The 13,685-nt window shown below is 42.5% G+C and carries 14 protein-coding genes and 1 pseudogene; 14 read left to right on the forward strand and 1 reads right to left on the reverse strand.

Translation table 11 applies throughout. The features are described from left to right. Positions 1–308: 308 nt before the first annotated feature. The 13 genes from ACQRBH_RS13745 to ACQRBH_RS13805 all read left to right on the forward strand — a co-directional run bounded on the left by ACQRBH_RS13745 (position 309) and on the right by ACQRBH_RS13805 (position 12,380). Positions 309–1,934, forward strand: coding sequence for a histidine kinase N-terminal 7TM domain-containing protein (locus ACQRBH_RS13745; RefSeq protein WP_287840948.1), 1,626 nt, complete (start codon positions 309–311; stop codon positions 1,932–1,934). Then, positions 1,927–2,871: a PAS domain-containing sensor histidine kinase gene (locus ACQRBH_RS13750; protein WP_216244422.1), complete on the forward strand. Its 945-nt coding sequence runs from the start codon at positions 1,927–1,929 to the stop codon at positions 2,869–2,871. Before ACQRBH_RS13745 ends, ACQRBH_RS13750 begins: the two co-directional genes overlap by 8 nt. 24 nt (positions 2,872–2,895) lie before the next feature. Next, positions 2,896–3,537, forward strand: a complete 642-nt coding sequence (locus ACQRBH_RS13755) for a response regulator transcription factor (RefSeq protein ID WP_287840947.1) — start codon at positions 2,896–2,898, stop codon at positions 3,535–3,537. 255 nt (positions 3,538–3,792) lie between these two features. Beyond that, positions 3,793–4,176 (forward strand): hypothetical protein, encoded by a 384-nt coding sequence (locus ACQRBH_RS13760; RefSeq protein WP_216244421.1) that lies wholly within the window; start codon positions 3,793–3,795, stop codon positions 4,174–4,176. Between the two features lie 53 nt (positions 4,177–4,229). Next, positions 4,230–5,135 (forward strand): hypothetical protein, encoded by a 906-nt coding sequence (locus ACQRBH_RS13765; protein WP_427762144.1) that lies wholly within the window; start codon positions 4,230–4,232, stop codon positions 5,133–5,135. Between the two features lie 77 nt (positions 5,136–5,212). Then, on the forward strand, positions 5,213–6,676 hold the full coding sequence (locus ACQRBH_RS13770; protein WP_117891083.1) for an SPFH domain-containing protein: 1,464 nt from the start codon (positions 5,213–5,215) through the stop codon (positions 6,674–6,676). A 23-nt stretch (positions 6,677–6,699) separates the two neighbouring features. Then, on the forward strand, positions 6,700–7,182 hold the full coding sequence (locus ACQRBH_RS13775; RefSeq protein ID WP_117891084.1) for a DUF3592 domain-containing protein: 483 nt from the start codon (positions 6,700–6,702) through the stop codon (positions 7,180–7,182). 21 nt (positions 7,183–7,203) lie between these two features. Continuing rightward, positions 7,204–7,797 (forward strand): hypothetical protein, encoded by a 594-nt coding sequence (locus tag ACQRBH_RS13780; protein WP_117891085.1) that lies wholly within the window; start codon positions 7,204–7,206, stop codon positions 7,795–7,797. Between the two features lie 30 nt (positions 7,798–7,827). Beyond that, complete coding sequence (locus tag ACQRBH_RS13785; RefSeq protein WP_117891086.1) at positions 7,828–8,283, forward strand: hypothetical protein; 456 nt, start codon at positions 7,828–7,830, stop codon at positions 8,281–8,283. A gap of 37 nt (positions 8,284–8,320) precedes the next feature. After that, entirely contained in the window at positions 8,321–9,628 is a 1,308-nt protein-coding gene (locus ACQRBH_RS13790; RefSeq protein WP_117891087.1) for a zinc ribbon domain-containing protein, read from the forward strand. A 53-nt stretch (positions 9,629–9,681) separates the two neighbouring features. Further along, the gene (locus ACQRBH_RS13795) at positions 9,682–10,443 is read left to right on the forward strand and encodes a hypothetical protein (protein ID WP_216244419.1); all 762 of its coding nucleotides are present in this window, start codon (positions 9,682–9,684) and stop codon (positions 10,441–10,443) included. A 15-nt stretch (positions 10,444–10,458) separates the two neighbouring features. After that, positions 10,459–11,553 carry a hypothetical protein gene (locus tag ACQRBH_RS13800; RefSeq protein ID WP_216244418.1) on the forward strand — a complete coding sequence of 365 codons (1,095 nt, stop codon included), beginning with the start codon at positions 10,459–10,461 and terminating at the stop codon, positions 11,551–11,553. A gap of 11 nt (positions 11,554–11,564) precedes the next feature. After that, entirely contained in the window at positions 11,565–12,380 is an 816-nt protein-coding gene (locus tag ACQRBH_RS13805) for a TPM domain-containing protein (RefSeq protein WP_117891090.1), read from the forward strand. Between the two features lie 117 nt (positions 12,381–12,497). On the opposite strand, the pseudogene ACQRBH_RS13810 reads toward ACQRBH_RS13805, so the two are convergent. Beyond that, a pseudogene (locus ACQRBH_RS13810) lies at positions 12,498–12,863 on the reverse strand (ISNCY family transposase); the annotation flags it as partial. A gap of 77 nt (positions 12,864–12,940) precedes the next feature. On the opposite strand from ACQRBH_RS13810, the gene ACQRBH_RS13815 reads away from it, so the two are divergent. Next, the gene (locus ACQRBH_RS13815; RefSeq protein ID WP_216244416.1) at positions 12,941–13,681 is read left to right on the forward strand and encodes a hypothetical protein; all 741 of its coding nucleotides are present in this window, start codon (positions 12,941–12,943) and stop codon (positions 13,679–13,681) included. The last annotated feature ends 4 nt before the right edge of the window (positions 13,682–13,685 follow it).

A 13,685-nucleotide genomic window follows, 5' to 3' on the forward strand; every position in this document is an offset into this window, starting at 1 on the left:
TTCCAGTATTTCATAATCTGCGCATCCAGTATCCTATTGTAAAAACAGGGATTTGATTTTCCTAGCACCATGCCTTACAAGATTGTCCACTGGTTTGAAAATCATGAATTGTTGTGAATGCGTTGCGGAAAAAAGTGGGGTATATTATAATTATTTTAGATACGAGATTGCTTCAGATGCACAGTAGAAAGGTGTCATGTGTTGTATGATGCGTATCTTGCAGCAGGAAGAGCGAGGTATTCCGAAGAGATTGGAATAAGAAGAGAACTTGGAACTGAGAGTCCAAGAGAAAGCGAGGGCTTCATTACGTGAAACGAAACACCAGACAATTATGCATGAGGATTCTTGTTTTTGGGATTATTGCAGTAGCATATGCTTGCCGGTTTCTTGCTATGTATGACATTGGCGGAAGCAATCCAAGTTATGTACGTGCTGCATTATATCTGTTGTTGTTTGTCCTGTGGGGATATTCCCTGGATCAGCGTATCATTCAGAAGCCAGTATTGCATTGTCTGCGTCTGATGGCAGCCTTGATACTGATATGGATGATTTTTCGGACATTTAAATATGAGATCGTTACTAATCTGACGGTAGCGCGTTATCTGTGGTATCTGTATTACCTTCCCATGCTGTTTATTCCGCTCCTTGGGGTGTATGTTGCTATGTATATGGGGAAGCCTGAGTCTTACCGGCTGCCTGCGAAGAGTCAGATACTGGCAGTGATTCCTGCGCTGTTATTTCTGGCAGTGATTACAAATGACCTGCATCAACGGGTATTTGTCTTCAAAAGCGGGATTCCGGGAGTGCCTGATAACAAGGTATATTCTCATCGCCTGCTATATTTTGCGTGTCTGGGATGGATGGTTGTTTGCATGTTGTTTACCATCATTCATTTATTACGGCAAAGTCGTGTTCCGGAAATTGGCAGAAAGCGAATGATGCCATTTATCCTAGGCTGTGTCATGTTATTGTACGGATTGCTGTATCTGGTGGATTTCCCAAAGGTACGTTTTATGTTTGGCGATATGAATGCTATGTTTTGTCTGTTGTATGCATCGATTTATGAAAGCTGTATCCATTGCAGGATGATACAGTCCAATACTGGGTATGTCGGGTTATTTCAGGCAACGACACTGGTGTCCTGTATTGTTGACCAGAATGGTCGCGTGCTGCTCCGCTCTAAGACGGCAAGAGAGGACATGGTCTGTCCGCAGGATGGACAAACGATCATCAGTCCAGAGGGAATGCGTATTTCTTCAGCGCCAATCAAGATTGGTTATACTGTCTGGGGGGATAATATCCGTCAATTGACAGAACTTCGCAGCCACTTGAATGCCAATAAGGTCAAAATGGAAGAAAATAAAAAGAAACTGCACGATGCTTATTTGATAGAGAAGCAGTTACATGAGCTGGCTGAGAAGAATCGTATTTATGATGAGCTGGAAGCAAAGCATGGAAAACAGACCGACCGGATATGTGAATTACTTGCATTGTGTAAGGATGCTGATGCAGATGAACTACGGGCTTATATGAAGGAAATCATGCTGATTGGTACATATATTAAGCGAAGTGCGAATCTGTATTTCCTTGGCAAGGAATACGAGATGCTGCCACAACAGGAGATTCGTCTGACTTTTGATGAAGCTGTGCGTGCGTTAAATGCAGGAGGAACAGAATGTGGGGTAGCATATCTCACAACAAGGGCGATGCGTACATCAGAAGTCGCTCGTCTGCTGGAACTGGTGAAAGATGTAGTGGGAATGACGAGAGGTGGTTTACATTCGCTTTTTCTTTCTTTGTCCGATACGGAGATGAACCTTTCTGTGGAATGTGAGGGTGATCTTTTGGAGGTGGTATCCTCGAAAGTGACAGCCTGTATGGAGGAAGGGTTATGGCTTATTCGAACACAGATTGGAGGCGGGGACAATGGGTAAATGGAAAAAGCTCCGAGTGAATGCAATTAAAGAAAGCTTTGATCAGCTTCCGACAGCAGTATGCTTCTTTGACAATCTTGGAGGAATTGTGCTTTGCAATCGGCAGATGTATCGTCTGAGTCAATATCTGTTCCAAAGTGATATGCAATATCTTGGTGAGGTGAAGATTGCGCTTGCCTCACCACCGGATGGCGTGGTAAGGCTTTCGGATATGGAGGATACGTATCGTTTCCCGGATAAGACGGTATGGCAATTTGAATGGACGAAAGTAACAGACCGGTATGGAGAAGTCTATACCCAGCTTACAGCTGCTGATATTACAGAATTACATCGGGCACTGGTGCAGCTTGCAGATGATAATAGGAAGCTTGACGAAGATGCAAAGAAGCTTCGTGAACTTTCTGAAAATGTTGAGGCGGTTGCCAAGGAGAAGGAACTTTTGGCTGCAAAATCTGCGATGCACGATAGTCTGGCTGCCAGCATTACGGTAACAAAGCAGTATCTTGCCGGAGATCTAGGTGAGGTGGATGCAGGAATGGTGCTTCAGGAATGGGAAAAAAGTATTGCCTTTCGGGAAGCGGCTCTTTTGTCCGCAAAGGAAAAACTGTTTCACGATGCAAAGAGTAGTGGTGTGATGGTACAGATGAAGGGAGAAGAGCCTAAGGGAAGTGCGGCAGATTTGATGTATGTTGCGATGCAAGTCTGCCTGAATAATGCAATCCAGTATGCACAGGCAACGGAACTTGAGATAAATATTTGGAACAATGCAGATAATTATACGGTGATGATAGGGAATAATGGCAAGCAGCCGGAGCAAACGATTATGGAAGGCGGAGGTCTTACCAATTTGCGTCATCGGATAGAGGCAGCGGGAGGTACGATGAATGTACAGAGTTTGCCAAAGTTTTCTTTGATAATAGATATACCAAAGAATTAGCTCTTAGAAAGGGGATGAAGAGCTGTGAAAAAGATACTAATTGTTGAGGATCAGGCACTTGTCCGTATGTATTTGTGTTCTAGTGTGGAAAAAAGTGGTGAATGTGAAGTGGCAGGTGTATTAACGCGTGCAGATGCAGCACTTGCTCGATGTAGTGAGGGGCATATCGATTTGATTTTGATGGATATTTGCACGGAAAATGACTCCGATGGCCTGACAGCAGCAGAAGAAATCAAGAAGTTCTACCCTCGGATTAAAATTGTGATGGTCACCTCAATGTTAGAAGGACGCTTCTTAGACCGGGCAAGAAGAATAGGAGCGGACAGTTTCTGGTACAAGGATTCTCCTTCCAGTGATCTGATTGACGTGATCGAAGGTACCCTTCAGGGCAAGCAGTTTTGGCCAGACAGTGTGCCAACGGTACAGCTTGGAAATGTGCTTTCTTGTAATTTGTCGGATCAAGAGATGGAAACCCTGCGTTTGTTGTGTGAGGGCAAGACGAATGCAGAGATCGCAGCCAGTCTTCATGTGGCAGAATCATCTGTGCGGACGTATATTAACCGTATGCTGGAGAAGACCGGATATCCGAACCGCAATCGTCTGATGGTGGCAGCAGTCAGTAAGCGTCTGGTTGTGCCTGGTAATCAGTTTGATACAAAAAAATGAAGTAAACTACATATAATGACAAAAAGGCATTAACATAGGTTAGTGTCTTTTTTTGACGATTCAGAACATTTGCTACAGGGTAGTGCCTTGTCTAGCATGTGGAAATGTTGGAAAATTCTGTAAATTTTAGGCGCATTAATAAATTTGTCCACACTTTTGAGGACAGACAAAACCGTATTTCATTGCTAAAATAATACCAAGAAATAAGATGTCACACACACATCGGATATATCGCTAAAGAAAGGGGGATGTTCGATGCGAAAAATAGTGGTGGATATGCAGAATTTTCTGTTTGCCGACTCCGTAGCGACTGCCTTCAGAAGTTCGGACTATGATATTGATGTGATCCGTACAGAGTCTCCAAAAGATACCTTGGAATTATGTCAAGTGTACAAACCGTATGTGCTTATGATGGAAGTAACCAGTTATACTCCTTGGAAACTCAGTGAGAGGCTGAAGCTCCGGGATAAGGTAAAGGCAGTGTGTCCCGGTTGTAAAATTGCCCTTATCGTAGATTCTAATACTGAAAAACAGGTAGCAAAGGACATTCGGGATGCAAAGAAAAATGGCCTTATCGACCAGTTTTTCTACGGATCGATGACTGCCGAATATCTGATGGATCAGATTTATGCGATGTAAGAAGGCCAATTTATTTGAGGCAAGGAAAACGTATTTACAAGGAGAAAGAGGATATGAAACAGTTCCCGTTACGATTAGGTGTGATGTTACTGCTTGTCAGTTTCGTGTGTGGATGTGGACTGAAAACAAGGAAAACGAATTCAGATCCAGATGGCAGCAAGCATCAGAATGGTCAGCTTGTTACGATACCAGGTGATAATAAAATAGCAGATGACGATAAGGCAGAAGCGGAAGCATCGGAACTTTCGATATTGCAAAAGCAGATTGGGCAGAACAGTTGTGGAGCGGGAGTGGCTCTCCTGGGATATGTAGACAGTGAACTGAGTATGACAGATTTATCCATTTATCTGGAGGCAAATGCATTCATAGAGACCTATCCATTCTTGTCCGGTGCGGCTTATTTTATGACAGAGGGTCAGGAACTGTATGCAATCGTACCGCCGAATGATAAGGGAAGGATTACGATATATGCTTCTGAAATAACAGAAGAAGGGGAATACATAGATGAGAAAAGCACCCCGTTGTTTCAAGGAAAGCCGGGAGAAGTTCTTGTACTACGCTGTAACTTCAGCGAGATTTATTCCAATGTACTGATTTCTGTTACGGATGGTGGTAGCGCTATGGAATTCCGCCCGTCGATTTCTTTGAAAGATGGGCATTTGACAGAGCTGGAAGGTGTTTATGATTTTACCGAATATGAGGATTTCTCAGATGGTCAATCGATAGAGATTGCGTTAGAAATCCTGCAGGAGATCGATGAGGTCAGGCAAGGACTGGAACAAGGCATGAGCCTTATGTATATAGGTGATACAGACGAGATCGATGGAGGATGTTGTATGCTGTTCGCACTGGGAACTGATAGTGACGAGCAGTTTGTACAGGAACAGCTTTATGGTGTCTGTGATAATCAGGTTTACGCTTATGATGTCATGGGGGATGCATGGAATATCATATATTAAAGTATTATTTTTTGTGATCTGCCGGTAGAAACCGGACAACATAGAGAGGATCATTTATTAGGAAAGGAGCAATTATTATGGGACTTATTAAAGCAGGTATGGGTGCTGTCGGTGGCACTCTCGCTGATCAATGGAAAGAGTTTTTTTACTGTGAATCTATGCCAAAGGAGGTACTTGTTACTAAAGGGCAGAAACGTGTTACGGGACGTTCTTCAAACACAAAAGGGAATGACAATATTATTTCAAACGGTTCAGGTATTGCCGTAGCAGATGGACAGTGTATGATCATCGTGGAACAGGGGAAGGTCGTAGAAGTCTGCGCTGAGCCAGGTGAATTCACTTACGACACATCAAGTGAACCATCTATTTTTGCGGGAAATCTTGGCGAAAGTATCAAAGAGACATTCAAGACTGTAGGAAAACGTTTTACTTATGGTGGAGATACTGGAAAAGACCAGAGAGTTTACTATTTCAATACAAAGGAAATTCTGGAGAACCGTTTTGGTACACCGAATCCGGTTCCATTCCGCGTAGTAGATTCGAAGATTGGACTTGATATTGATGTATCTATTCGTTGTTCTGGTGTATATTCTTACAAAATTGCCGATCCGCTGTTATTCTACTCCAATGTTTGCGGAAACGTAGAACAGGAATATTCACGTGAGGAATTAGACGCGACTCTTAAAACAGAGTTTATCTCCGCTTTGCAGCCTGCATTTGGACATTTGTCTGAATTGGAACTTCGCCCAAACCAGATCGTAACTCATAATACCGATCTTGAAAATGCAATGAATACTGCACTTTCAGAAAAATGGGGCGCACTTCGAGGATTACAGGTTGTAAGTATTGCACTTGGCTCTGTAACTCTTCCGGATGAAGATGCAGAACTCATTAAACAGGCACAGCGTACAGCAATTATGCGTGATCCTACTATGGCGGCAGCAACACTGGTTGGTGCACAGGCAGATGCAATGAAGACAGCAGCAGGCAATCAGGCTGGTGCTATGACTGGCTTCATGGGCATGGGTATGGCAATGAATCAAGGTGGCGGTATGAACGCACAGAATTTATTTGCTATGGGACAGCAACAGCAGGAGCAGCAGGCACAGCAAATGGCAGCGCAGCAGGCAGCACAGCAGCAGATGGCAGCGCAGCAGGCGGCTCAGGCAGCCCCGGCAGCAGATGGATGGAAATGTACTTGCGGTGCAGTGGTAAATGGAAACTTCTGTCCGAATTGTGGATCAAAGAAGCCAGAACCTCAGCCGGCGCCAGGTGCATGGAAGTGTAAATGTGGTGCTACAGCGACCGGAAAGTTCTGTCCAGAATGTGGATCACCGAAACCAGTAGAGGAAGATGGATGGACCTGTTCTTGTGGTACCGTAAATAAGGGTAAGTTCTGTCAGAATTGCGGTTCCAAGAAACCGGAAGGTGCACCGCTTTATCGTTGTGATAAATGTGGATGGGAACCGGAAGATCCAGCACACCCACCAAAATTCTGCCCAGAATGTGGCGACCTCTTTGACGAAAACGACAGACAGTAATTCGAGAGAGAGGAGGGAGTGTTATGTATAGACTACCATCAGAAAGAGAGGAGCATAAGGCCACAATCGGTGCTTTGATTTTAAGTATTATCATTATTATTGCCGGAATCGGTGGCATGATATATACGAAGAAAGTAAGCTGGGAGTATAAGAATTCCACCGATGTCCGAACAATTGATGCACTCGTTTACAATTGTGCTCAAACGAATGAAAAAGACGATAACGGAAATCGAAAAGAAGAATATAAGGTAAGCTTTACTTATGAAATCGATGGAACAACATATGACGATTTTAAAACTTACTCTGAGAAAAAAAGAGAAGGAGATACTGTGCGGATTGTAGTTTACCGGGATTCAAAGGGAAGATACAAATTGGAACCAGGGCCAACTCCGTTTTACTTTCTTGCATTTGCTGCAATGATTCCGCTAGGTCTCATTGGTTTTGTCGCACAAAGTAAAGATCTTATCAAGTATCACCGGGAAGAAAAAGAGGGGAGAAGATTGTAAGTATTGGAAGGGAGAGGGGAAATGATGAAAAAATATAGAAAATTATCGGTACTTCTGATTGCTGCTATGCTTGTTGGACTTTGTGCATGTGGCTCAAAGGATGACGGGAAAAAGGGAGACGGATATAAGAAAGAAGTAGATACTTATACGAAGGAAAAGGATGAAGCAAGTATCAGCTTTGAAATTGCCAAGGAGTTAGGCTATCAGGAAAAAACGTCAGATACAAGCAGTTTAACACTAGCAAATCAAGAAAATGATACGTCGATTGATATTGTATTGTTCCATGAGAATTCGAAAAGTTCTACAGTGGTACGTGAGGCTGAGGACTACGGAGAAGATCACAGTGGTTTCGAACATATCACGATTGGGGATTACAAAGGCTCTAAGGTATTTAGAAGCTGGGGAAAAGAGGATTCCATTCGTGAGTGTGAGATCCGATTAGTGCTTACGGAACCATCTGATAAAAATATGGTTTATGCAGTGAAAGTAAATTTCACAAAGGGTCTCGAGTGTGAAGATTTAGATGTGAAGGAATTTGTTGACAGTGAGGATTTTATGCATTTCCTGAGTTCTTTTAAGGTAACGTTAGAGGATTCCGAGGAAGAAACAAAGTAGTAAAAGAAAAGATAGGAAGGAGGGGGTTGCGTGAAGGTACTTTCAGATAAAGCACAAAATAAGGTGATATGTGTATTCTTACTGATTGGTTCGATTGGGCTTGTTGTATATGGAATTACTCATATTTTTTTCAGTATAGAATATAAACTATCTTCCGATGTTCGTCAGGTAACCGCCGTTGTAAAAGATTATCAGATAAGTGTTAAGACCGATGAAAAGGGCGATGAAGTTGTAAAGTATCACGCAATTCTGTCCTTTGAAGTGGATGGAAAAACTTATACAGGAAAAGATGTATTTTCCAGAGATATATCCCGGGGGGATGAAGTGACAGAGAAGGCTTACCGGGCTTTGAATGGAGAATACAAGCTTTACACAGGCGATATAGGTGATAACATTACCTCCGTTATGATGATCCCGGCGGGAATCATTATCTCCATATTCCTGATCTATGAAATATTTGGTAAGAGCAAAGAGAAGGAACAATAGGTCAACCAGATAGAATGATAGATGAGGAGGGATAAATATGGGATTGTCAGAGGCGATGCTGTTTGCGTTTGCAGCTACCATAATCTGTGCGTTTGCCATTGCTGAGAAAATCATTGACATAGACTTTGAACAGTTTATGCCAAAGAATTTGAAAAAAGCAAAAATGAAAAGAATTCTTGCAAAGCGTGAAACACCGTTGCAAGGGGCAAGGCTTCAGAAGGACATCAAGGATTCCTTTGAAAATGTATTACTTCCACTTGGAAAAGCAGATAAGGGTTATCTTCCAAAGAGAATGGATCTTACATTTCGCAGAAAGATGGTTCATCAGGTGGAACTGCTGGGAAAGCGTAAGCTTTGCCGAGATATCCAGGTGACGGACGTTGTACCACTTCCAAAAAATAATTTCAAAAGATGGAATGATGACGGACGGGAGTGGAGGGAGTCTATCCTGCAATGTAGTTCTTTGGAACGTCTTATTTCTCCTCAAGCTGGTAAGACAGTGCATCAGATCTATCGGAAAAACAGTTACCTTCGGATTCTTCAGTCAAGGCATATCCGTCATTCTGACCGTCAGGGTAAGAACAAGGAATTTTATTCCGATAAAGGGACGATCCTCTGTCCATCCTGTGGAGCTGAGGTGGAACTGAGCAGTCAGCAAGTCATCTGTCCATATTGTGGCGGTGTGATACAAAGTGAATTCTACGACTGGCAGACAGAGGCATTCGAAATTTATGAGAAAATGGGTGCGAACATGCAATATGGATTGTTATTGCTAGCTTACTCGGGCATCATGTTCCTGTGTCTGACCTTATGCCTTTACCTGATTAAAGACACGGATATTTCTCTTACCATAGGTGTAATTGCTACACTGCTTATACTTCTGGGAATTGCGAAAATTATCCAATCCAAGGAAGAAAAACAGGAAAAGCTGCCAAAGGAAATCGTAAGATACTCGGAAAATTATCTGAGATCCTGCATCAATGAGGCACTTTATAAAGATGTAAACAAGCCCGATCTGATGGATTATGGAATCGGATCGATCATACTTAAAAATGTTGTAAATACAGACAAAACAACAGAAATTACCGCTACGGCATATGGAAGTGAAACCTACCTGCCTGAGAGCGGAAAACCGTATACAAAGAAAACAAAAACGACACTCGTTTTGCAGAGGGCGAGATATCCAGAAAGAAGGAAGACGGACGGAGCATTTTTCAAGGAAAAAGATTGCCCATCCTGTGGAGCCAATTTCATACCAGATGAACACAATTGTTGTTCCTTCTGTGGTTATAGCTTCCAGGTAGACAATGCCAAATGGGTCGTGAAAGCAACAGGAGAATCATAAACGAGAAAAGAAGATAACCGGGATTCCGGTATTGGTTGAAAGGAGAATGAATTATGGCAAACAAATGTGCAATCTGTGGAGCAGAAATTAACTTAATCCAGACTCAGAAACTGGCAGATGGAAATTGCATTTGCCGAAAGAATTGTAGAAGTAAGGGTATGAAAGCATTTGACTATGTGCATGCAAATCTTCCAAGTGTTCAGTCACATTTGGAACAGGTAGAACGTGGAACAAAGCTTTGGGAGTACTTCTTTGAACCTCGTCTGAAAACAAAGAATAAGGCGCAGAAACTGAAACGATTCGGTGTGCATCTTTACGTAGCAGAGGATATCGGTTTGGTGGCATTTACCCAGGTGGATTATAAATTCTGGATATTCGGAAAGAGTACCAGAGCCTGTGTATATCGGATTGCAGATCTGCGTGCTTATGAATTCGAAAAAGAAGAAGTAAGAAATGGCGATAAGACAGAGAAAAAAGAAGTAGCACATCTTGCATTTATTAATACTCCGGGACTTTATGATGTATTGCTTCCGATGAATAATTGTCTGGATTTTGAAAAACTGAAAAAATATTTTGATAGTCTGTTTGGAATCCAGAAAACACTGGGCAATGCAATGAATAACTGGAAGAAACAGATGGATGCAGTGAAAGATATTTCTGTTGGATTCAATGCTGCGGTACGAGGAGATGCAGATATGGCAGAAAAGGCAGAGCAGGCAATGAACTCTTTGGATGCAGCAATCTATGGCGACCGTACAGAGTGGATCCGGAGAGCGGATGAAGCGCTTGCAGAATTTGACCGACAGGCTCAGTAAGAGAGGAGGGTTTTCATGGCAACCTTGCAGGAATATAAATGTCCTTGTTGTGGTGGCGCAATAGCATTTGACAGTACGATTCAGAAGATGAAGTGTCCATATTGTGACACCGAGTTCGAAATGGATGCACTGAAGGGGTATGACGACGAACTACAGGAAGAACAGACAGATAGTATGGAGTGGGAAACCAATGCCGGTGGAGAATGGCAGGAAGGTGAAACCGAAGGATTACGTACTTATGTATGTAAGTCTTGTGGAGGAGAGATTGTGGGAGATGCCAATATGGCAGCGACCTCTTGTCCATTCTGTGACAATCCGATTGTCATGATGGGACAGTTCTCAGGAGCATTAAAGCCGGATTTGGTAATACCGTTTAAGTTGGACAAAAAAGCGGCAAAAGAAGGATTGATGAAGCATTTAACCGGAAAGCGTCTTTTGCCGAAGATCTTCAAGGATCAGAATCATATTGATGAGATCAAAGGAGTCTATGTTCCATTCTGGCTTTTTGATACCGATGTAGATGCCAATGTGCGTTACCGGGCAACCAAGATCCGTGTATGGAGTGACAGTGATTACGATTATACGGAAACCAGCTACTTTATGGTACATAGAGGCGGTAACGTTGGCTTTGAAAATGTTCCCGTAGACGGTTCGTCTAAAATGGCGGATGATCTGATGGAATCCATTGAACCATACAACTGTGCGGAAGCAGTGGATTTCCAGACTGCTTACCTTGCCGGATATTTGGCAGATAAATATGATGTGACAGCGGAAGAGAGTATCGAACGGGCGAATGCACGTGTAAAGCGCTCGACTGAGGAGGCTTTTGCTGAAACCGTTCAGGGATATAACAGTGTCACAGCAGAAAATAGTAGTGTACAGTTTCATAATGGAAAAGCGAAGTATGCATTATATCCAGTATGGCTTTTGAATACGACATGGAATGGAAACAAATACACATTTGCAATGAATGGACAGACCGGAAAATTCGTCGGAGATCTGCCGGTAGATAAAGCAGCAGCAACTCGCTGGACTGCAATTCTAGCAGTAGCATTCACAGCAGTAACCTATGGTGCGGCGACACTTCTGCACTTTATTGGACTATTTTAGGGGGTGACGGAATGAAAAAGAAAATGAAAATGATATCGTTTTTACTTATCCTCATCCTTTGTCTTGGTATGACAATTCCGGCATATGCAGAGGATTCCGAAGGCTTTGCGGATGAATATTACCGGGTGCAGGATCAGGCCGATCTTATGACTGACAGCGAGGAAAGCGAATTGCTCGATGTCCTGGATGAAATCAGTATCCGACAGAAGATGGACGTAATCGTCATGACAACGGATACACTCGAAGGATTAACAGTTGAGGAATTTGCAGATGACATGTATGACTACTGCGAATATGGATATGGAGCGGATAAAGATGGTGTGCTGTTATTGATCAGTACAGAAGATAACGATGTTTATATATCAACCTGCGGTTATGGTATCACTGCTTTTACCGATGCGGGCATTAAGTATATTCCAAAACAGATGATGGATGATCTGAAATCGCAGGATTATTTTTCCGCATGTATGACATTTGCTGAACTTTGTGATGATTTTATTACACAGGCACGAAATGGAAGCCCGTATACAGCAAGGACACTTCCAAAAGATGCATTACCATTCTATTGGATCTTTATTTCCATTGGTGTTGGTGTGATTTTGGCATTCATTATTGTTGGAAGAATGAAGGCACAGTTGAAGACCGTTCGCTTCCAGGCGGCAGCAGGAAATTATGTGAAAGATGGAAGTATGAATGTCACAGAAAGCAGAGATTTGTTCTTGTACCATACGGTAACAAAGACTGCAAAAGAAAAGAGTTCTTCAGGCAGCAGCACCCACACATCATCTTCTGGTAGAACGCATGGTGGTGGAGGTACGAAATTCTAGGAAGGGGGTGACAGATGCTTTTGGTATGATTTCTAGTATCTGTTTTTGTTTGCTATGATATATTTTGCTCTGGGAAACCCGCTTTCTATGTATATGACACCAGAAGCAATGGGACGCGAGTGGTTTCAAACTGCGAATATATTCATGATGATGAATTTTGTCTGCAAGAACAACGGTAATAAGTTGTGTGATACCTGCAAGGATCAAATCTGCATGGAGCGTTTTTTCGTTTTGTGTTTTTCGTCCGGCAAGACATAAATGCTCTTTGAGGTGATTGATGTCACGTTCAACCGCAGTCCTGATTTTATAAGTATTTTCCCATTCTTCGGTACCTCGAAGGACACCCGGGTAAGCACGCAGATCCTTTTCTGGATATATGTGAATCATTCTTCCGCATGAGGATGTAGTACATGGAGATTCACACATGCATTTGCGATGGGTCTTTTGCGTGGATTTGTTATAGACATATTTCATTTTTAGTAACAAAAAATGCAGTATTTATGCGGCTTGTGGCGTTTCGCAAACGCCTAGATAATAAGTAATTGAAAGGAGAGAAGATTATGAGAAAAAAGTTGAATTTGTTATTTGGACTAGTGCTTATCATCAGTATGATAGTATTGACTGGTTGTGGAGGCTCCGGGAAATCAGGAGAAAAGAACCCGTATGAAGGGAAATGGGTAGCGGTGTCCGCTCAGATGATGGGAATGTCCGTCAGTATAGATGAAGTTTTCGGAGGAGATTTTGAATTTGAAGTGAAAAATGGCGGAAAAGTTTCCTTTTCAGCTGGAGACACTACAGGGAATGGAAAATGGTCTGTCGAAGATGATCAGTTTATCTTGAGCATCGAAGGAGAAGAAATGGTGGGAATCATCGGAAAAGATATTATTTCTTTTGATAATATGCTCGAGATGGGAGTAAAGGTGATTTTTGCAAAGGATGGAACGGATGCAATGGATCCGGCACTCTATCTGACAGAGGAGGAAAATGCAGTCATAGGTGAGTGGGCTGCAGAAAGTGTGGAAGAACTTTTAGGAGACGGACCTCAGACTTCTATGGAAGGAGTAGACAACATCAATGATGCACTGCGTCTTGATTTCAAAAGTGACCGTAATGTAACAGTTATTTATAAAGGGGAGGAGATTGGGACTTTCCCATGGTCAGTTGCACTGGGATATTGTTCGATTGAATCAGAAAATCCATCTCTTATAGTGATGATAAATGACGATGATACTTTGAAAGTAGACTACAGTGATGATGATGACTACTACACATTCCACTGTGTAAAAAGTGACAGTGAATAACTGA

This window comes from Bariatricus sp. SGI.161, from assembly GCF_050313695.1.
Lineage (GTDB): Bacteria > Bacillota > Clostridia > Lachnospirales > Lachnospiraceae > JAFBIX01.

What these genes read in the sequence shown, in the direction of transcription:
- ACQRBH_RS13790 (WP_117891087.1), top strand. Translation starts at nt 8,321, where the DNA reads ATGGGATTGTCAGAGGCGATGCTGTTTGCGTTTGCAGCTACCATAATC.
- ACQRBH_RS13750 (WP_216244422.1), top strand. Translation starts at nt 1,927, where the DNA reads ATGGGTAAATGGAAAAAGCTCCGAGTGAATGCAATTAAAGAAAGCTTT.
- ACQRBH_RS13760 (WP_216244421.1), top strand. Translation starts at nt 3,793, where the DNA reads ATGCGAAAAATAGTGGTGGATATGCAGAATTTTCTGTTTGCCGACTCC.
- ACQRBH_RS13770 (WP_117891083.1), top strand. Translation starts at nt 5,213, where the DNA reads ATGGGACTTATTAAAGCAGGTATGGGTGCTGTCGGTGGCACTCTCGCT.
- ACQRBH_RS13780 (WP_117891085.1), top strand. Translation starts at nt 7,204, where the DNA reads ATGATGAAAAAATATAGAAAATTATCGGTACTTCTGATTGCTGCTATG.
- ACQRBH_RS13765 (WP_427762144.1), top strand. Translation starts at nt 4,230, where the DNA reads ATGAAACAGTTCCCGTTACGATTAGGTGTGATGTTACTGCTTGTCAGT.
- ACQRBH_RS13800 (WP_216244418.1), top strand. Translation starts at nt 10,459, where the DNA reads ATGGCAACCTTGCAGGAATATAAATGTCCTTGTTGTGGTGGCGCAATA.
- ACQRBH_RS13795 (WP_216244419.1), top strand. Translation starts at nt 9,682, where the DNA reads ATGGCAAACAAATGTGCAATCTGTGGAGCAGAAATTAACTTAATCCAG.
- ACQRBH_RS13805 (WP_117891090.1), top strand. Translation starts at nt 11,565, where the DNA reads ATGAAAAAGAAAATGAAAATGATATCGTTTTTACTTATCCTCATCCTT.
- ACQRBH_RS13815 (WP_216244416.1), top strand. Translation starts at nt 12,941, where the DNA reads ATGAGAAAAAAGTTGAATTTGTTATTTGGACTAGTGCTTATCATCAGT.
- ACQRBH_RS13775 (WP_117891084.1), top strand. Translation starts at nt 6,700, where the DNA reads ATGTATAGACTACCATCAGAAAGAGAGGAGCATAAGGCCACAATCGGT.